The following is a 15,796-nucleotide window of genomic DNA, read 5'->3' on the forward strand; positions in this document are numbered from 1 at the left end:
CGGGCTCTGCGCTCACCCTGTCGCTCAATTTAACGGGTCTGCGGCCATCGCCCCACCCCTGACGCTCCGATGGGAGGTCAGGCCACGGCCAGGGACGCAACCGGCGGGATGACGACCTTGGTGGTGGCGTCGATCGAGCTTCCGGCGGTCTCACCGGCGAGCCGGCGTTCCTGGCCGGCCATCCGCTCGCCGGCGTCGGTCAGCACCGACGACAGCGGGACGTCCAACGCGTCGCAGATCGCGTTGAGCAGCTCGCTGGACGGCTCCTTGCGGCCGCGCTCCACCTCCGACAGATAGCCGAGGCTCACCCGCGCCGAGTCGGAGACCTCGCGCAGCGTCCGGCCCTGCGACGTCCGGGCGTCGCGCAGCACGTCCCCGATGACCTCGCGCACCAATGGCGGCATCCTGCCCTCCTTCGTCGAAGCCCTGCACAGCACACGACCAGCAGGCGCTACCCACGTAAACGCCGGCGGCCGCCGTGTTGGTTCCCGGGCGATCAAACGGTGGGCTGGCGAACCGCCCGCACGGTCGAGGCGACGTAGTCGACGCCGGTGACCACCGTCAGCACAATGGCCGCGCCCATCAGGACCGACGCCGCGACCAGCAGCGGTCCCGACAGCGGCAGGATGAACAACGCGATCGCCAGCGACTGCACGACAGTCTTGAGCTTGCCGCCCCAGCTGGCCGGGATGACGCCGCGGCGAATGACGATCAGCCGCAACAGGGTGATCCCGATCTCGCGGGTCAGGATCAGCACCGTGACCCACCACGGCAGGTTGCCGAGCATCGAGAGCCCGATCAGGGCCGAGCCGATCAGCGTCTTGTCGGCGATCGGGTCGACGAACGCGCCGAACTCGGTCGCCATGCCGTAGTGGCGGGCCAGCAGCCCGTCCAGCCGGTCGGTGATCGAGGCCACCGCGAAGATGACGAAAGCCACGACGCGGAACGCGGTTTGGTGGCCGTCGCCCGCGAACAGGGCGAGCAGGAATATCGGGACCAGCACCAGCCGCGACAGGGTCAGGGCGTTGGCCAGGTTGGCGATCCGGACGCGGCCCGGCGGCCCCGTTAGCGGACCCGTCCGCGGCTGCCCCGACACGGCAACAGAATAACGGTTGACCTGCTACCCCGAACCCGATGCCGATACTGTTAGCCGTGACCGAAAGTTCACCGGATCTCCCCGCGGTTGTTCGGCGCGCCCGGACGTCGGACGTGCCCGCGATCAAGCAACTCGTCGACACCTACGCGGGCAAGATCCTGCTGGAGAAAAACCTCGTGACGCTCTACGAGGCGGTGCAGGAATTCTGGGTCGCCGAATACCAGGGCCAAGTCGTGGGGTGCGGCGCGCTGCACGTGATGTGGGCCGATCTCGGGGAGATCCGCACCGTGGCGGTCGACCCGTCGGTCACCGGCCACGGAATCGGCCACGCGATCGTCGACCGGCTGCTGGAGGTGGCCCGCGAGCTGCAGCTCAAGCGGCTCTTCGTGCTGACCTTCGAGACGGAGTTCTTCGCCCGGCACGGCTTCACCGAGATCGAGGGCACGCCGGTGACCGCCGAGGTGTACGAGGAGATGTGCCGCTCGTACGACATCGGTGTCGCCGAGTTCTTGGACCTGAGCTACGTCAAGCCCAACATCCTGGGCAACTCCCGGATGCTGCTGAGGCTCTAATCTCGCTGCCGCGAGCGTGCACTGGCTGCGAGTTTTGGGCTGATTTCGCGCAGTGAGTGCACGTTCGGCGTCATTCGGTGTCCGGGTCGCCGGACCCGTCGGCGTTGGCACCGCCGCGGATCAGCGCCAGCGTCCCCGCCAGCTCGTCGGGCTTGACCAGCACCTCGCGGGCCTTCGAGCCCTCGGACGGCCCGACGATCCCGCGCGTCTCCATCAGGTCCATCAGCCGGCCGGCCTTGGCGAATCCGACGCGCAGCTTGCGCTGCAGCATCGAGGTCGAGCCGAACTGGCTGGACACCACCAGCTCGACGGCCTGCAGGAACACGTCCATGTCGTCACCGATGTCCGGGTCGACGTCGGTTCGCTCGCCGGTGGGCTTGGCGGTGGTGACGCCCTCGGTGTACTCGGGCTCGGCCTGGTCCTTGCAGGCGCTGACGACGGCTTGGATCTCCTCGTCGGTGATGAACGCGCCCTGCAGCCGGACGGGTTTGCTCGCGCCCATCGGCAGGAACAACCCGTCGCCCATCCCGATCAGCTTCTCCGCGCCGGGCTGGTCGAGGATGACGCGGCTGTCGGTCAGCGACGACGTGGCGAACGCCAGCCGCGACGGCACGTTGGTCTTGATCAGGCCGGTCACCACGTCGACCGACGGACGCTGGGTGGCCAGCACCAGGTGGATGCCGGCGGCCCGCGCCTTCTGGGTGATCCGCACGATCGCGTCCTCGACGTCGCGCGGCGCGGTCATCATCAGGTCGGCCAGCTCGTCGACGATCGCGACCACGTACGGGTAGGGCCGGTACTCGCGCTGGCTGCCCAGCGGGGCCGTGATCGCCCCGGAGCGCACCTTGGCGTTGAAGTCGTCGATGTGGCGCACCCGGGAGGCCTGCATGTCCTGGTAGCGCTGCTCCATCTCCTCGACCAGCCAGGCCAGCGCGGCCGCCGCCTTCTTGGGCTGGGTGATGATCGGGGTGATCAGGTGGGGAATGCCCTCGTAGGGGGTGAGTTCCACCATCTTCGGGTCGATCAGGATCATCCTGACCTCCTCCGGGGTGGCCCTGGCCAGCAGCGACACCAGCATCGAGTTGACGAAGCTGGACTTACCGGAACCGGTGGAGCCGGCGACCAGCAGGTGGGGCATCTTGGCCAGGTTGGCCGAGATGAAGTCGCCCTCGATGTCCTTGCCCAGGCCGATGATCAGCGGGTGATGGTCGCGCCGGGTCGACGGCGCGGTGAGAACGTCTGCGAGACGCACCATTTCGCGGTCGGTGTTGGGCACCTCGATGCCCACGGCGGACTTTCCGGGGATCGGCGCCAGCATGCGGACGCTCTCGGTGGCCACCGCGTAGGCGATGTTGCGCTGCAGCGCGGTGATCTTCTCCACCTTCACGCCGGGCCCCAGCTCGACCTCGTAGCGCGTCACGGTCGGCCCACGGGTGCAACCGGTGACCGCGGCGTCGACCTTGAACTGGTTGAGCACCTCGCTGATCGCGTCGGCCATCACGTTGTTGGCCGCGCTGCGTTTCTTCGGCGGGTCCCCGGCCACCAGCAGGCTCAGAGGCGGCAGCGTGTACGGGCCTTCGACGACCCGGTCGAGCTCGATGGTGTCCTGGTCCGCCTTGCCCCGCCGGCGGCCGCGCGCGGCGGCCTCCTTGACCGCGGGTTCGGGAACGGTGGGGACGTCGTCCTCGAGGGGCGCCTGGTCGGAATCGGCCGACGGCCACGCCTGCGGCTCGCTCTGCGTGGCCGGGGACGCCTCGTCGACGTACCCGTCGGAGAAGTCCTCGCGCGCGGCGCCGGCGTCGTCGACCGGCTCGTCCGGCTCGTCGGCGAAGTCGCTGAAGTCGCTGAAGTCGCTGAAGTCGCTGAAGTCGTCGTATTCGTCGTCGTCGCCCCCGAACAGCCGGTTGCCGAACATCGCCCGCACGACGTCGGGCACCTCGCGGATCGTCGTGCCGGTAAGCAGCAGCAAACCGAACAGCGCGCCGATGAACAGCAGCGGCGCCGCGATCCACGGGGTCAGGCCGTCCGACAGCGGCCCGCCGATGGCGAAGCCGATAAATCCGCCGGCGCGGCGGCGCGCCTCGGGGTCCTCGGGGGACCCGGACCACAGGTGGCGCAGCCCCAGCAGCGAGAACGCGATCAGGCTCGCACCCAGGATCAACCGGGGTCGCGCGTCCGGGTTCGGTTCGGTGCGCATCAGCGCCACCGCGACGGCCGCCGCGACCACCGGCAGCACGAGCACACCGGAACCCACGAAGGTGCGCAACAGGGTGTCGACCCACGCGCCGACCGGCCGCGCGGCGTCGAACCAGGAGCTCGCGGCGACCACGACGGCCACGCCGAGGAGGAGCAGCGCGATCCCGTCGCGCCGGTGCCCCGGGTCGATGTCGCGGGCCCGCCCAATCGAGCGGGCGGCGCCGCCGGTCCCCCGCGCCGCCATCATCCAGGTGCCGCGCAGGGCGCGCCCGCAGGCCAGCCCCGCGGCGACCAGCAGCGGCGAATTGCGCCGCCTGGCGGGCCGGCTCACCCTGCCGCGCGCCGGTGCCGGACGGGCGCCCCTGGCCCCGCTCCGGGACCCGCCCCGCGGCCCACCCCGTGAAGAGGCTTTTGACCTGCTCGTTCGGGTTCCAGAGCGGGCGGCGGTCTTGTTGGCCATGGCCGCAAGAGTAGTCGCAAGCACCTCATCGGCACCACTTGCCACACTGGTAACGGCGGCCCTGATCATGGCGGGAGGCCGGGAGTGCGTGAGTAGGGTGTCATCCGGTGATATGCGTCATGCCCTCAACCACCCCCGGAGCCCCCAGGAGGCCCTAGCATGCCCGTCGTCGTCGTCGCCACCATGACCGTCAAGCCGGAATCGGTCGACACCGTCCGCGACATCCTCACCCGCGCGGTGGAGGAAGTGCACGAGGAGCCGGGCTGCCAGCTGTACTCGCTGCACCAGTCGGGCGAGACCTTCGTGTTCGTCGAGCAATGGGCCGACCCCGAGGCGCTCAAGGCCCACAGCACCGCGCCTGCGGTTACCAAGATGTTCACCGCCGCCGGCGAGCACCTCGACGGCGCGCCGGACATCAAGATGCTGCAGCCGGTCCCGGCCGGTGAGCCGGACAAGGGACAGTTGCGCCCCTGATGGCCCGTCCGCTCGACGGGAAGGTCGCCTTCATCACCGGAGCGGCGCGCGGCCAGGGCCGCGCGCACGCCGTCCGCCTGGCCACCGACGGCGCCGCCATCATCGCGGTCGACCTGTGCGACCAAATCGCCAGCGTCCCCTACCCGCTGGCGAGCCCGGAGGATCTGGCGGCCACGGTCAAGCTGGTCGAGGACACCGGCGCCCGCATCGTGGCCACCCGCGGTGACGTGCGCGACAGGGCGTCGGTGTCGTCGGCGCTGCAAGCGGGACTCGACGAGTTCGGCCGCCTCGACATCGTGGTGGCCAACGCCGGCATCGCCCCGATGCAATCCGGTGACGACGGTTGGCGCGACGTGATCGACGTCAACCTCACCGGCGTGTATAACACGATCAAGGCCGCGATCCCGACGATGGTCTCCCAGGGCGACGGCGGCTCGATCGTGCTGATCAGTTCCAGCGCGGGGCTGGCCGGGGTGGGCAGCCCGGACGCCGGTTCCGTCGGTTATGCCGCCGCCAAACACGGGGTGGTCGGGCTGATGCGCATCTATGCGAATCTGCTTGCGCGAGAAAATATCCGGGTAAATTCGATCCACCCGTCGGGCGTCGAGACGCCGATGATCAACAACGAGTTCACCCGCGAGTGGCTGGCCAGGATGGCTGCGGCCGTGGACAACCCGGGGGCGCTGGGCAACGCCATGCCGGTGGAGACGTTGCAGGCCGAGGACATCGCCAACGCGGTGGCGTGGCTGGTCTCCGACCAGGCCCGCTACGTCACGGGCGTGACGCTGCCGGTCGACGCGGGCTTCCTCAACAAGTAGCCATGGCACCCAATCCCGCGGCGCAGACGGCTTTCGGGCCGATGGTGCTGGCTGCGGTCGAGCAGAACGAGCCACCCGAGCGCCGCCTGGTCGACGACGACCTCGCCCAGCTGTTCCTGCCGCCCGCGCTGCGAAGGCTGGTGGCCGCCACCCGCTACGCGCCCGTGCGCCGCCTGGTGATCCGCGCGTCGGAGTTCACCGGGCCCGGGCTGTGGGCGAATCTGGCCTGCCGCAAGCGTTTCATCGGCGACAAGCTGGCCGACGCGCTCGGCGACGTCGACGCGGTCGTGATCCTGGGCGCCGGGTTGGACACGCGGCCCTACCGACTCACCCGCCAGGTGCGCATCCCCGTCTTCGAGGTGGACCTGCCGGTCAACATCGCCCGGAAGGCCGAGACGGTCCGGCGGGTGCTGGGCGGGCCGCCCTTGTCGGTCCGACTGGTGGCGCTCGATCTCGAGCGTGACGACCTGCTGACGTCGCTGGCCGAGCACGGCTATTTGCCGGACTACCGGGTCTTCTTCATCTGCGAGGGCGTCACGCAGTATCTGAGCGAGGCTACGGTGCGGCGGACGCTGGAGGGCCTGCGCGCGGCCGCGCCGGGCAGCCGGCTGGTATTCACCTATGTGCGAAGGGATTTCATCGACGGCACGAACAGGTACGGCACTCGCACGCTGTACCGCAACGTCCGGCAGCGCCGCCCGTTGTGGCAGTTCGGCCTGCAGCCCGATGAGGTGGCCGGTTTCGTCGCCGAATACGGGTGGCGGCTGGTGGAGCAGGCCGGTCCCGACGAACTCGTCGAACGCTACGTCGAGTCGACGGGCCGCAAACTCAAAGCCTCGCAACTGGAGTGGTCGGCGTACGCCGAGAAGGCCTAGCGGTGCCCTCACCGGGCCGATCAGACCTCGATGACGGTGGGGACGATCATCGGCTGGCGCCGGTAGGTCTCTCCCACCCACTTGCCGACAGTGCGCCGCACGCCCTGCGCAATCCGGCCCGGGTCGGTGACGCCCGCGGCGACAAGCGATTCCAGCTCGGCCCCGACCTTGCGGACGGCGGGCTCGAGGGCCTTGGGGTCCTCGGAGAATCCGCGCGAATGCAGCTGCGGCGGGCCCACCGGCCGCCCCGTCCCGCGGGTGACCACCACCGTTACCGCGACGAAGCCCGACGACAGAATGAGCCGCTCCCCCAGCGTGATGTCTCCGACGTCGCCGGTGATCAGGCCGTCGACGAACATCTTGCCCACCGGCACCGCCCCGGCGATCGACGCCCTGCCGGAAACCAAATCGACGCTGACGCCGTTCTCGGCCAACAGGATCGACTCGCGCGGCACCCCGGCGCGGGCCGCGAGTTGGGCGTTCGCCCGCAGCATCCGCCACGTGCCGTGCACCGGCATCACGTTGCGCGGCCGCACCCCGTTGTAGAGGAACAGCAGCTCCCCCGCGTAGGCGTGACCCGAAACATGCACTCGCGCTTGCGCATTGGTGACGACGCGGGCCCCGATCTTGGCCAGCGAGTCGATGACACCGTAGACCGCCTCCTCGTTGCCCGGGATGAGCGACGACGACAACACGATCAGGTCGCCCGCGGTCAGCGTGATGCTGCGGTGCTCGCCCCTCGACATCCTTGACAGCGCCGACATCGGCTCGCCCTGAGTGCCGGTGGTGATCAGCACCACGCGCTCGGGCGGCATCGTCTCGGCGGCGGCGATGTCGAGCAGGTCGGAATCGTCCACCCGCAGGAAACCGAGGTCGCGGGCGATGCCCATGTTGCGCACCATGGAACGCCCGACGAAGGACACCCGCCGGCCCAGCGCCACGGCGGCGTCGATGATCTGCTGCACCCGATCCACGTTGGAGGCGAAGCACGCCACGATGACCCGCCCCTCGGCCCCCCGGATCAACCGGTGCAGCGTCGGGCCCACCTCGCTCTCCGAAGGGCCCACGCCGGGGATCTCGGAATTCGTTGAGTCGCAGAGAAACAGGTCCACCCCGGCGTCGCCGAGGCGGGACATGCCGGGCAGGTCGGTCGGCCGGCCGTCCAGCGGCAGCTGGTCGAGTTTGATGTCGCCGGTGTGCAGGATGGTTCCCGCGCCGGTGGTCACGGCGATGGCGAGCGCGTCCGGTATCGAGTGGTTGACCGCGAAGTACCGGCACTCGAAGACGCCGTGCCTGCTGGTCTGGCCCTCGGCGACCTCGACGAACGCGGGCTTGAGCCGGTGCTCGCGGCACTTGGCGGCCACCAGCGCGAGGGTGAACCTCGACCCGACAACCGGAATGTCCGGCCGCAGCCTGAGCAGGAACGGGATGCCGCCGATGTGGTCTTCGTGCGCATGGGTCAGCACCAGCGCCTCGATGTCGTCGAGGCGGTCCTCGATGTGGCGCAGGTCGGGCAGGATCAGGTCGACGCCGGGCTCGTCGTGGGTGGGGAACATCACGCCGCAGTCGATGATCAGCAGTTTGCCGAGGTGCTCGAGGACCGTCATGTTGCGGCCGATCTCGCTGATGCCCCCGAGCGCCGTGACCCGCAGCCCACCCGCGACCAACGGTCCCGGGGGAGCGAAGTCTACATCCACTTGCGGGCCAGCCTCTGGGTCACCGGAGCACCGAGGCCGCGCGCATGTCGGCGGCCAGCTCGTCGAGTTGCCCGGCGGTTGCGGGCATTTGCGGCAGCCGGGGGGCACCCACGTCGATGCCCTGTAACAACAGGCCGGCCTTGGACAGGGTCACGCCGCCCAGGCGCGCCATCGCGTTGCACAGCGGAGCGAGATTGCCGTTGATTTTGCGTGCGGTGGCCATGTCGCCGGAACCGAAGGCGGACAACAACTCCCGGAGCTGGGCCGCGGCCAGGTGGGAGATGACGCTGATGAAGCCCGTCGCGCCCATCGCCAGCCACGGCAGGTTCAGCGCGTCGTCGCCGGAGTAGTAGGCCAGGCCGGTTTCGGCCATCACCTGGCCGCCGCTGTGCAGGTCGCCCTTGGCGTCTTTGATGCCGACGATGTTCGGGTGTTCTGCGAGCGTGCGGATGGTCTCGGTCTGGATCGGTACGACCGAGCGTGGCGGGATGTCGTAGAGCAGGACGGGCAGCGCGGTCGCGTCGGCGACGGCGGTGAAATGGGCGATCAGCCCGGACTGCGGGGGCTTCGAGTAGTACGGCGTGACGACCAGGAGCCCGTGCGCGCCCTCGGCCTCGCACGCCTTGGCCAGGCGGACGCTGTGCGCAGTGTCGTAGGTACCCGCACCGGCGATGACGCGGGCACGGTCGCCCACCGCCTCCAGGACGACGCGCAGCAGCTCGCGCTTCTCGTCGTCGGTGGTGGTCGGCGACTCTCCGGTGGTTCCGGAGACCACCAGGCCGTCGCAGCCCGCGCCCACCAGGTGATTGGCCAGTCGCGCCGCTGCCGCGGTGTCGAGAGAGCCGTCGGCGCCGAACGGCGTGACCATGGCGGTCAGCAGGGTTCCCAACCGGCTGGACGCCTCGAATCCGACGTTGCTCACGGTCTTCAGGCTACCTGGCCGGGGCAACCCGATTAGGACCCGCCGAGCGCGCGTGTTCGAAGCGCGACCCACGACGACGGCATGCACCCGCCCGCCCCGGGCGGGGCGCGGCTCAGGCCTCGGTGGCCAGCGGGCTCGTGGCGACCTCCGTGCCGTCGGCGAGGGCCGAGATCTCGAAATCGGCGAACACGGCGGGCGCCACCGCGGCGAGCTGGCGCAGGCATTCGATGGCCAGCCGCCGGATCTCCACGTCGGCGTGCTCGCTGGCGCGCATCGCGACGAAATGCCGCCACGCCCGGTAGTTGCCGGTGACCACGATCCGGGTCTCGGTCGCGTTGGGCAGCACGGCGCGAGCCGCCTGGCGGGCCTGCTTGCGGCGCAGGACGGCGCTCGGCTGGTCGGCGAACTTGGCCTCCAGCTTGGCCAGCAGCTCGACGTAGGTGGCGCGGCTGGCGTCGGCTGCGTCGGCCAGCATCTGGCGCAGTTCGGGATCGTCCTCCATCCCGGGCGGCATGACCACCCGCGAGGTGTCCTCGGGGACGTAGCGCTGCGACAGCTGCGAGTAGGAGAAGTGCCGGTGGCGGATCAGCTCATGCGTGCACGACCGCGAGATGCCGGTGATGTAGAACGACACGCTTGCGTGCTCGAGCACCGAGAAATGCCCGACGTCGATGATGTGCTTGATGTAGCCGGCGTTGGTCGCGGTCCGGGGGTTGGGCTTCGACCAGCTTTGATAGCAGGCCCGGCCGGCGAACTCGACCAGCGCCGGGCCGCCGTCGGCGTCGGTGCTCCACGGCACGTCCGGCGGCGCCACGAACTCGGTCCTGGCGATCAGTTGCACGCGTAGCGGCGCGATCTGTGCCACGGCGCTCACCCTAGCCCGGCGACGATGCGCGCCGCGAAGCGGCGCGAGGAGGAGTCGGGCAATCCAGCTCTAGCCCGGCGACGATGCGCGCCGCCTTCCACAGGGTGCTCTCGAGCTCGTTCATCGGCGGCGCAGCTCACCGGCCAAGTCGCCCCGGCTCGACACGCTGATCCCGCTCAGACCCAGCCAGGACGCCATGGACTCCAATTCGCCGGCCAGCGCCGCGGCGACACGTGCCCGCGGCTGGCCGGCCTCGCTGAACGCGCCCACGACGCGCAGGGTGCCCGCCGCCCGGTCGGCCTTCAGATCGACCCGCGCCACCAGTTGCCCGTCGAGCAGCAGCGGCCACACGTAGTAGCCGTAGCGGCGCCGGGCGGCGGGCACGTAGATTTCGACGCGGTAGTGAAAGCCGAACAGCCGCTCGACCCGGGGCCGGAAGAAGATCAGTGGGTCGAACGGGCACAGCAGCGCCGTGCCGCGGTCCAGGCGCGGCACCGTCCGGCCGGCCCGCAGGTACGCCGGCGCTTGCCAGCCGTCGACCTCCACCGGCTCGATCTCGCCGCCGGCCACCAGCTCGGCGATGGCCGGCTTGACCTGCCGAGCCGACAGCCGGAAGTAGTCGCGGATGTCGGCCTCGGCGCCCACGCCCAGCGCCGTGGCGGCCCGCAGCACCAGCTCGCGCACGGCCTCGCCGTCGTCGACCTGACGAGCCAGCACGCGCGGCGGCAGCACCCGCTCCACCAGGTCATAGTGGCGGGCGAAGCCCACCCGGGTGGCGGTGGTCAGCACGCCTGAGGCGAACAGCGCCTCGGCGACCCATTTGGTGTCGCTGCGATTCCACCAGGCTCCCTTTCTGCGCCGCGGCGTTTGCGCCAGATGGGCCTCGATCTGCCCGGCCGTGCTGGGCCCGAGCGCCGCGACGGCGTCGACGACGTCGTCGGCGAGCTGCGGATTGGCCTGGACGATGTGGGTGCCCCAGCGGCCGTGGCGGTATTCGCGCATCCGCCAGCGCAGCAGCGGCCAGTCGTCGACGGACATCAGTGCGGCCTCGTGCGCCCAGTACTCGACCAGCAGCCGCGCCCGGCGCGGACCCCACGCGGCGCGGTCCAGCACGTCGCGGTCGTAGGGGCCGAGCCTGCTGAACACCGGGGCGTAGTGCGCGCGCACCGCCACCGACACCGAATCGAGTTGCAGGACTTGGATTCTCGAGATCAGCCGCTTCAGGTGCGCGGCCGTGATGTCGCGGCCGGGACGCGGGTCGGTAAAACCTTGGGCCGCAACGGCTATCCGCCGCGCCTGGGCAACGGTCAGCCTGCGGTTGCGGATCGACACGGCGCCGAGAGTACCGGCCGTTTGCTCGCGACTGTGCGACCTACCCCGTTCGCGCCACGGCGTTCGCGTCCGATGGATTCTTTTGTTCGTGGTAGGCCGCATCGAGAGCGTGCGGGACCGATTCCAGGTCGCGGTACACGCCCATGAGTTGCTCGAGGATCCTGATCCGCTGCCGGCTCGCCTCTTCGACGGCTTGCCGGGCCTCCTCGCGATCGTGCTCGGCCCTTTGCTTCGCCTCGGCCAGCAGCTGCTCGCGCGCCTGATGGGCGTCGGCGCGCAGGCCGGCCAGCTCGGCTTCGAGCTGGTCCTTGGCCTCCCGATATTCGGTTTCCATGGCTTCTCGCCGGGCCGCCATGTCGGCCAGCAGCTCGTCGCGCTGTCGCTCCGTGGCCCGCACCTCCGCCTCGGCCGCGGCGATCAGCGCCTCTGCCTCCGACCGGGCCTCTGCCTGCATCTCGGCGATCTCGTCGACCGCACGCCTGAGCATCTTCGCCATGCGTTGCTGCACCGCGTGCGGCGACGGGGAGGTGTCGGTCAGCACGGCGACCTCTTTGCGCAGCGCGGCCGCCTCCTCACCGGACGCATGCAACCGCGCCCTCAGACTCTCCACGTCGTCGACCAGCAACTTCTGCTTGGTGGTCAGCACCTCGATGTGGGCGTCGACGGCGGCCGGGTCGTAGCCGGCGAGCTTGCGCGAGAACTTCTTTGCAGGCTCGGTGATCATTGATTCTCCCCCTCCTCGAGAAACGCCTGAACCCCACGAGTGCGCCCCGGGGCCGAGTATGTCAGCTTCGACGCGCGCCCGGCGGGGCGGCTACGGCCGAGAGTAGCTGTGAAACCGGTACCGCAGCCCGGAGCGGCTCACGCACCAGTCCCCGGCCTCGCCCACCCATGCGTCGTCGAGCATCGGGGCCACCGCGTCGTCGTCGTCGCGCCGCAGGTCGATGTCGACCTCGGTCACCTCGCACCGCGTCGCGTGCGGCAGCGCGAGCAGGTAGATCTGCGCTCCGCCGATCACCCACGTCAGCGGGTCGACAAGGGCGTCCTCGATGCGACCGACCACCTCGGCCCCGTCGGCGGTGAATCCGGCCTGCCGGGACATGACGATGTTTTTGCGACCCGGCAGCGGACGGACCCTGACGGGCAACGACTCCCAGGTCAGCCGGCCCATCACCACGGTGTGACCCATGGTCACCTCTTTGAAGCGGGCCAGGTCTTCGGGCACGCGCCAGGGGATGTCACCGCCCCGGCCGATGACACCAGAGGTCGACTGGGCCCACACCAGGCCCACCTGCATTTTCGGCGTCATACCGCGACGGGGGCCTTGATCGCCGGGTGCGGATCGTAATTCTTCACGACGACGTCGTCGTAGGTGTAGTCGAAAATCGAATCACGCTGTGCCAGAACGAGTTCAGGATAGGGACGTGGCTCACGCCCCAGCTGCAGGCGCACCTGCTCGACGTGGTTGTCATAGATGTGGCAGTCGCCGCCCGTCCACACGAACTCGCCGACCTCCAGCCCGGCCTGCGCGGCCATCATGTGGGTGAGCAGCGCGTAGCTGGCGATGTTGAACGGCACCCCGAGGAACAGGTCGGCGCTGCGCTGGTAGAGCTGGCAGCTCAATCTCCCGTCGGCCACGTAGAACTGGAAGAAGGCGTGGCACGGCGGCAACGCCATCCGCGGGATCTCGCCGACGTTCCAGGCCGAGACGATGATGCGCCGCGAGTCGGGATCGTTGCGCAGCAAGTCCACCGCGGCGCTGATCTGGTCGACGTGCTCGCCCGACGGCGTGGGCCAGGACCGCCATTGCACGCCGTAGATGGGCCCGAGATCGCCTGTGCTGCTGGCCCACTCGTCCCAGATGGTGACGCCGTGCTCCCGCAGCCAGCCGACGTTGGAATCACCGCGCAGGAACCACAGCAACTCGTAGACGATCGACTTCAGATGGACCTTCTTGGTGGTGACCAAGGGGAAGCCGGCCGACAGGTCGTAACGCAACTGCTGGCCGAACAGGCTGCGGGTCCCGGTGCCGGTGCGGTCCGATTTCACCGCGCCCCGCTCGAGCACCAGGCGCAGCAGGTCCTCGTAGGGCGTCGGGATCGGCACGCGGATGAATCTACCGCGATCGCCCAGGAGTAGAACGGAGGCCATGCCGAAGATCACCGACAGCGTCACCACCGCCGACGGCAGCTGCCCCGTCAGCCTGTTCACCCCCGACGGTCCCGGCCCCTGGCCCGGAGTCGTCATGTTCCCGGACGCCGGCGGGGTGCGCGACACCTTCGACCAGATGGCCGCGAAGCTGGCCGGATACGGTTACGCGGTGCTGCTGCCGGACGTCTATTACCGCAGCGGCGATTGGGCGCCGTTCGACATGGCGACCGTGTTCTCCGACGAGCAGGAGCGCAAGCGCCTCTTCTCCATGATCGGCGGCATCACCGCCGACAAGATCACGACCGACGCCGGCGCCTTCTTCGATTTCCTGGCGGCGCGCCCGGAGGTATCCGGGGAGCGATTCGGCGCCTGCGGCTACTGCATGGGTGGGCGGACCTCGCTGGTGGTGGCCGGCCGGTTGCCGGAGCGCGTCGCCGCGGCGGCGTCGTTCCACGGTGGCGGCCTGGTCACCGACGCCGCGGACAGCCCGCACCTGCTGGCCGACCGGATGCGCGCCACGATCTACGTGGGAGGCGCGCGAAACGACGCGTCGTTCACCGCCGAGCACGCCGAGCAGCTGGACAAAGCGCTGACGGCGGCCGGCGTCGCCCACACCATCGAGTGGTACGCGGCCGGCCACGGCTTCGCCGTGCCGGACAACCCGCCCTATGACCCCGCGGCCGCCGAGCGGCATTGGCAGGCGATGACCGAGGTTTTCGGCTCGGCGTTGACGGGTTGACGCCGGGCTGACCGACCCGCCGAGACGAGACGGCGACCGCCGACCACGCGTGACGCCTCGCTCGACGGTCGTCGGCACGCCGGCTCCGCCACCGCGGCGAAACCGCGCGCGCGGCACCGAATTCTGCCCGGGGCCGGCGACGAAGTCGCCCCCGGCGCCCGGTGATTCGCCGCCGGCCGCCGGGGCGCGGCAGGTGTGGACGAGCCGTGCAAGATGCCATACGATGTGCCGTCAACAAGGCCAGGCACCAGCGACCTACACCGCATCGTGTCGCAGGCAGCGCGATGACTGGGGAAACGTGACCGAGTCCACCTCCGGCAAGAGGCGACGCGTCGAGCGGCGCCGTCCGACGCCGCCCGACCAGCTGCCCATCGACGCCCTGCAGCAAATGCCCGCCCTGGTCGTCCTGGAGCGCCTGCCGGCGCCGGCCCTCGCGGTCGACCGGGCCGGGATGATCTTGTTCGCCAATCGCTCGTTCTGCGACATGCTGGGGTATCTGCCGGCCGAGCTGGCTTCCATGAAGTTCGACGAGCTTCTGCGCCGGCGGACGGTGGGCAAGCGCAGGGTGGCCCTGAACGGAACCGACATCGAGCGACTCGTCGAACTCAAGCACAGCGACGGCCACGCGCTGCGGGTCAGCATGAGCAGGTCTGCCATGCACCGCCGGGATGACTTGGTTGCGCTGGTCACCTTCCACGACCGCACCGAGGAGTTCTGGGTGGACCCGAAGAAGAAGGGCGACTGACCGCAGCGGTTCGGCGTCCGCCGCCAGCTAGCCGCCGGTCGGGTGCGCGCGGAAACCCTGCGCTGCGCCGAGCAGCAGCCCGCCGTCGATGACCATCGTCTCCCCGGTGATCCAGCTCGCCGCGTCAGAGACCAGGAAGGCGACCGCGGCGGCCACGTCGACGGGCTCACCGATGCGTCCCAGCGCTATCGACGACGACAGCGGGTCCTCGTTGTCCTTCCACAGCGCCTCCGCGAGCTTGGTGCGCACCACGCCCGGGCAGATGGCGTTGACCCGCACACGTGGTGAAAGTTCCAGCGCCAGTTGCTTGGTCACGTGGATCAGGGCCGCCTTGGTGGCGTTGTACATGCCCATCCCCGGCGACTGGTGCAGGCCCCCGATGGACGCGGTGTTGACCACCGAACCGCGGTGTTCACCCATCCCGGCCTTGACGGCGAGCGACGTCCACATCAGCGGAGCCCACAGGTTGACGTCGAAGATCTTGGCGAAGCGGGCATGATCCTGATCGATCAGCGGACCGAACGCGGGGTTGGTCCCGGCATTGTTGACCAGGATGTCGATGCGGCCGAACCGCTCCAGCGTCACGTCGACGCAGCGCCGCGCGGCGTCCTCGTCGACCGCGTGGGCTCCGACGCCGAGCGCCCGGGGACCGACCTGCGCGGCGGCCTCCTCGGCGGCCTCCTGCTTGCGGGCGGTGAGCACCACGTCGGCGCCGGCGGCGGCGAGCTGCTGGGCGATCGCCAGGCCGATCCCGCGCGAGGCGCCGGTGATGATCGCTGTGCGGCCGGTCAGATCCTGTGAAGTCATTCTGCTACGCCCTTAGATTCGGTGACGCCCGGATGTTTTGCACACGT

At 69.9% G+C, this 15,796-nt stretch carries 17 protein-coding genes; 6 read left to right on the plus strand and 11 right to left on the minus strand.

Annotated elements, in window-relative coordinates; all coding sequences use genetic code 11:
- Window positions 1–77: 77 nt before the first annotated feature.
- Both clgR and pgsA read right to left on the minus strand, forming a co-directional pair.
- The gene (gene clgR, locus G6N48_RS10825) at window positions 78–404 is read right to left on the minus strand and encodes a transcriptional regulator ClgR (RefSeq protein WP_085267381.1); all 327 of its coding nucleotides are present in this window, start codon (window positions 402–404) and stop codon (window positions 78–80) included.
- A gap of 92 nt (window positions 405–496) precedes the next feature.
- Window positions 497–1,096, minus strand: a complete 600-nt coding sequence (gene pgsA / locus G6N48_RS10830; RefSeq protein ID WP_085267382.1) for a CDP-diacylglycerol--glycerol-3-phosphate 3-phosphatidyltransferase — start codon at window positions 1,094–1,096, stop codon at window positions 497–499.
- A gap of 38 nt (window positions 1,097–1,134) precedes the next feature.
- Here pgsA and G6N48_RS10835 point away from each other — a divergent pair, with 38 nt between their 5' ends.
- Window positions 1,135–1,668 carry an amino-acid N-acetyltransferase gene (locus G6N48_RS10835; protein WP_085267383.1) on the plus strand — a complete coding sequence of 178 codons (534 nt, stop codon included), beginning with the start codon at window positions 1,135–1,137 and terminating at the stop codon, window positions 1,666–1,668.
- Window positions 1,669–1,738: 70 nt separating this feature from the next.
- Here the strand turns inward: G6N48_RS10835 and G6N48_RS10840 are convergent, their stop codons facing one another.
- The gene (locus G6N48_RS10840) at window positions 1,739–4,393 is read right to left on the minus strand and encodes a DNA translocase FtsK (protein WP_139825592.1); all 2,655 of its coding nucleotides are present in this window, start codon (window positions 4,391–4,393) and stop codon (window positions 1,739–1,741) included.
- 90 nt (window positions 4,394–4,483) lie between these two features.
- Between G6N48_RS10840 and G6N48_RS10845 the strand changes: the two genes are divergently transcribed.
- From G6N48_RS10845 to G6N48_RS10855, 3 genes are read left to right on the plus strand one after another with little or no spacing between them, the layout of a single operon-like run.
- On the plus strand, window positions 4,484–4,798 hold the full coding sequence (locus G6N48_RS10845; RefSeq protein WP_085267385.1) for a putative quinol monooxygenase: 315 nt from the start codon (window positions 4,484–4,486) through the stop codon (window positions 4,796–4,798).
- Window positions 4,795–5,616 carry a mycofactocin-coupled SDR family oxidoreductase gene (locus tag G6N48_RS10850; RefSeq protein WP_139825593.1) on the plus strand — a complete coding sequence of 274 codons (822 nt, stop codon included), beginning with the start codon at window positions 4,795–4,797 and terminating at the stop codon, window positions 5,614–5,616. The genes G6N48_RS10845 and G6N48_RS10850 overlap by 4 nt, the downstream gene beginning before the upstream one ends.
- A 2-nt stretch (window positions 5,617–5,618) precedes the next feature.
- A complete protein-coding gene (locus tag G6N48_RS10855; RefSeq protein WP_085267387.1) occupies window positions 5,619–6,491 on the plus strand; it encodes an SAM-dependent methyltransferase in 873 nt (290 codons plus the stop codon).
- 20 nt (window positions 6,492–6,511) lie between these two features.
- On the opposite strand, the gene G6N48_RS10860 is transcribed toward G6N48_RS10855, so the two are convergent.
- The 7 genes from G6N48_RS10860 to G6N48_RS10890 form a co-directional block, all read right to left on the minus strand.
- Window positions 6,512–8,188, minus strand: coding sequence for a ribonuclease J (locus G6N48_RS10860; protein WP_085267388.1), 1,677 nt, complete (start codon window positions 8,186–8,188; stop codon window positions 6,512–6,514).
- A gap of 19 nt (window positions 8,189–8,207) precedes the next feature.
- The gene (gene dapA / locus G6N48_RS10865; protein ID WP_085267389.1) at window positions 8,208–9,110 is read right to left on the minus strand and encodes a 4-hydroxy-tetrahydrodipicolinate synthase; all 903 of its coding nucleotides are present in this window, start codon (window positions 9,108–9,110) and stop codon (window positions 8,208–8,210) included.
- A gap of 112 nt (window positions 9,111–9,222) precedes the next feature.
- The gene (thyX, locus tag G6N48_RS10870) at window positions 9,223–9,975 is read right to left on the minus strand and encodes an FAD-dependent thymidylate synthase (RefSeq protein WP_085267427.1); all 753 of its coding nucleotides are present in this window, start codon (window positions 9,973–9,975) and stop codon (window positions 9,223–9,225) included.
- A gap of 120 nt (window positions 9,976–10,095) precedes the next feature.
- Window positions 10,096–11,301 carry a winged helix-turn-helix domain-containing protein gene (locus G6N48_RS10875; protein ID WP_232066783.1) on the minus strand — a complete coding sequence of 402 codons (1,206 nt, stop codon included), beginning with the start codon at window positions 11,299–11,301 and terminating at the stop codon, window positions 10,096–10,098.
- A gap of 46 nt (window positions 11,302–11,347) precedes the next feature.
- A complete protein-coding gene (locus G6N48_RS10880; protein ID WP_085267391.1) occupies window positions 11,348–12,031 on the minus strand; it encodes a DivIVA domain-containing protein in 684 nt (227 codons plus the stop codon).
- 90 nt (window positions 12,032–12,121) lie between these two features.
- A complete protein-coding gene (locus tag G6N48_RS10885; RefSeq protein ID WP_085267392.1) occupies window positions 12,122–12,616 on the minus strand; it encodes a dihydrofolate reductase in 495 nt (164 codons plus the stop codon).
- On the minus strand, window positions 12,613–13,413 hold the full coding sequence (locus tag G6N48_RS10890; protein ID WP_085267428.1) for a thymidylate synthase: 801 nt from the start codon (window positions 13,411–13,413) through the stop codon (window positions 12,613–12,615). The genes G6N48_RS10885 and G6N48_RS10890 overlap by 4 nt, the downstream gene beginning before the upstream one ends.
- Before the next feature lie 43 nt (window positions 13,414–13,456).
- Here G6N48_RS10890 and G6N48_RS10895 point away from each other — a divergent pair, with 43 nt between their 5' ends.
- Together G6N48_RS10895 and G6N48_RS10900 are read left to right on the plus strand one after the other, a co-directional pair.
- On the plus strand, window positions 13,457–14,197 hold the full coding sequence (locus G6N48_RS10895) for a dienelactone hydrolase family protein (RefSeq protein WP_085267393.1): 741 nt from the start codon (window positions 13,457–13,459) through the stop codon (window positions 14,195–14,197).
- Between the two features lie 298 nt (window positions 14,198–14,495).
- Window positions 14,496–14,942, plus strand: a complete 447-nt coding sequence (locus G6N48_RS10900) for a PAS domain S-box protein (protein WP_161494163.1) — start codon at window positions 14,496–14,498, stop codon at window positions 14,940–14,942.
- 27 nt (window positions 14,943–14,969) lie between these two features.
- On the opposite strand, the gene G6N48_RS10905 is transcribed toward G6N48_RS10900, so the two are convergent.
- The gene (locus G6N48_RS10905; protein ID WP_085267395.1) at window positions 14,970–15,749 is read right to left on the minus strand and encodes an SDR family oxidoreductase; all 780 of its coding nucleotides are present in this window, start codon (window positions 15,747–15,749) and stop codon (window positions 14,970–14,972) included.
- Window positions 15,750–15,796 lie beyond the last annotated feature (47 nt).

The sequence above is a fragment of the Mycobacterium parmense genome (genome assembly GCF_010730575.1).
GTDB classification, from domain to species: Bacteria; Actinomycetota; Actinomycetes; order Mycobacteriales; family Mycobacteriaceae; genus Mycobacterium; species Mycobacterium parmense.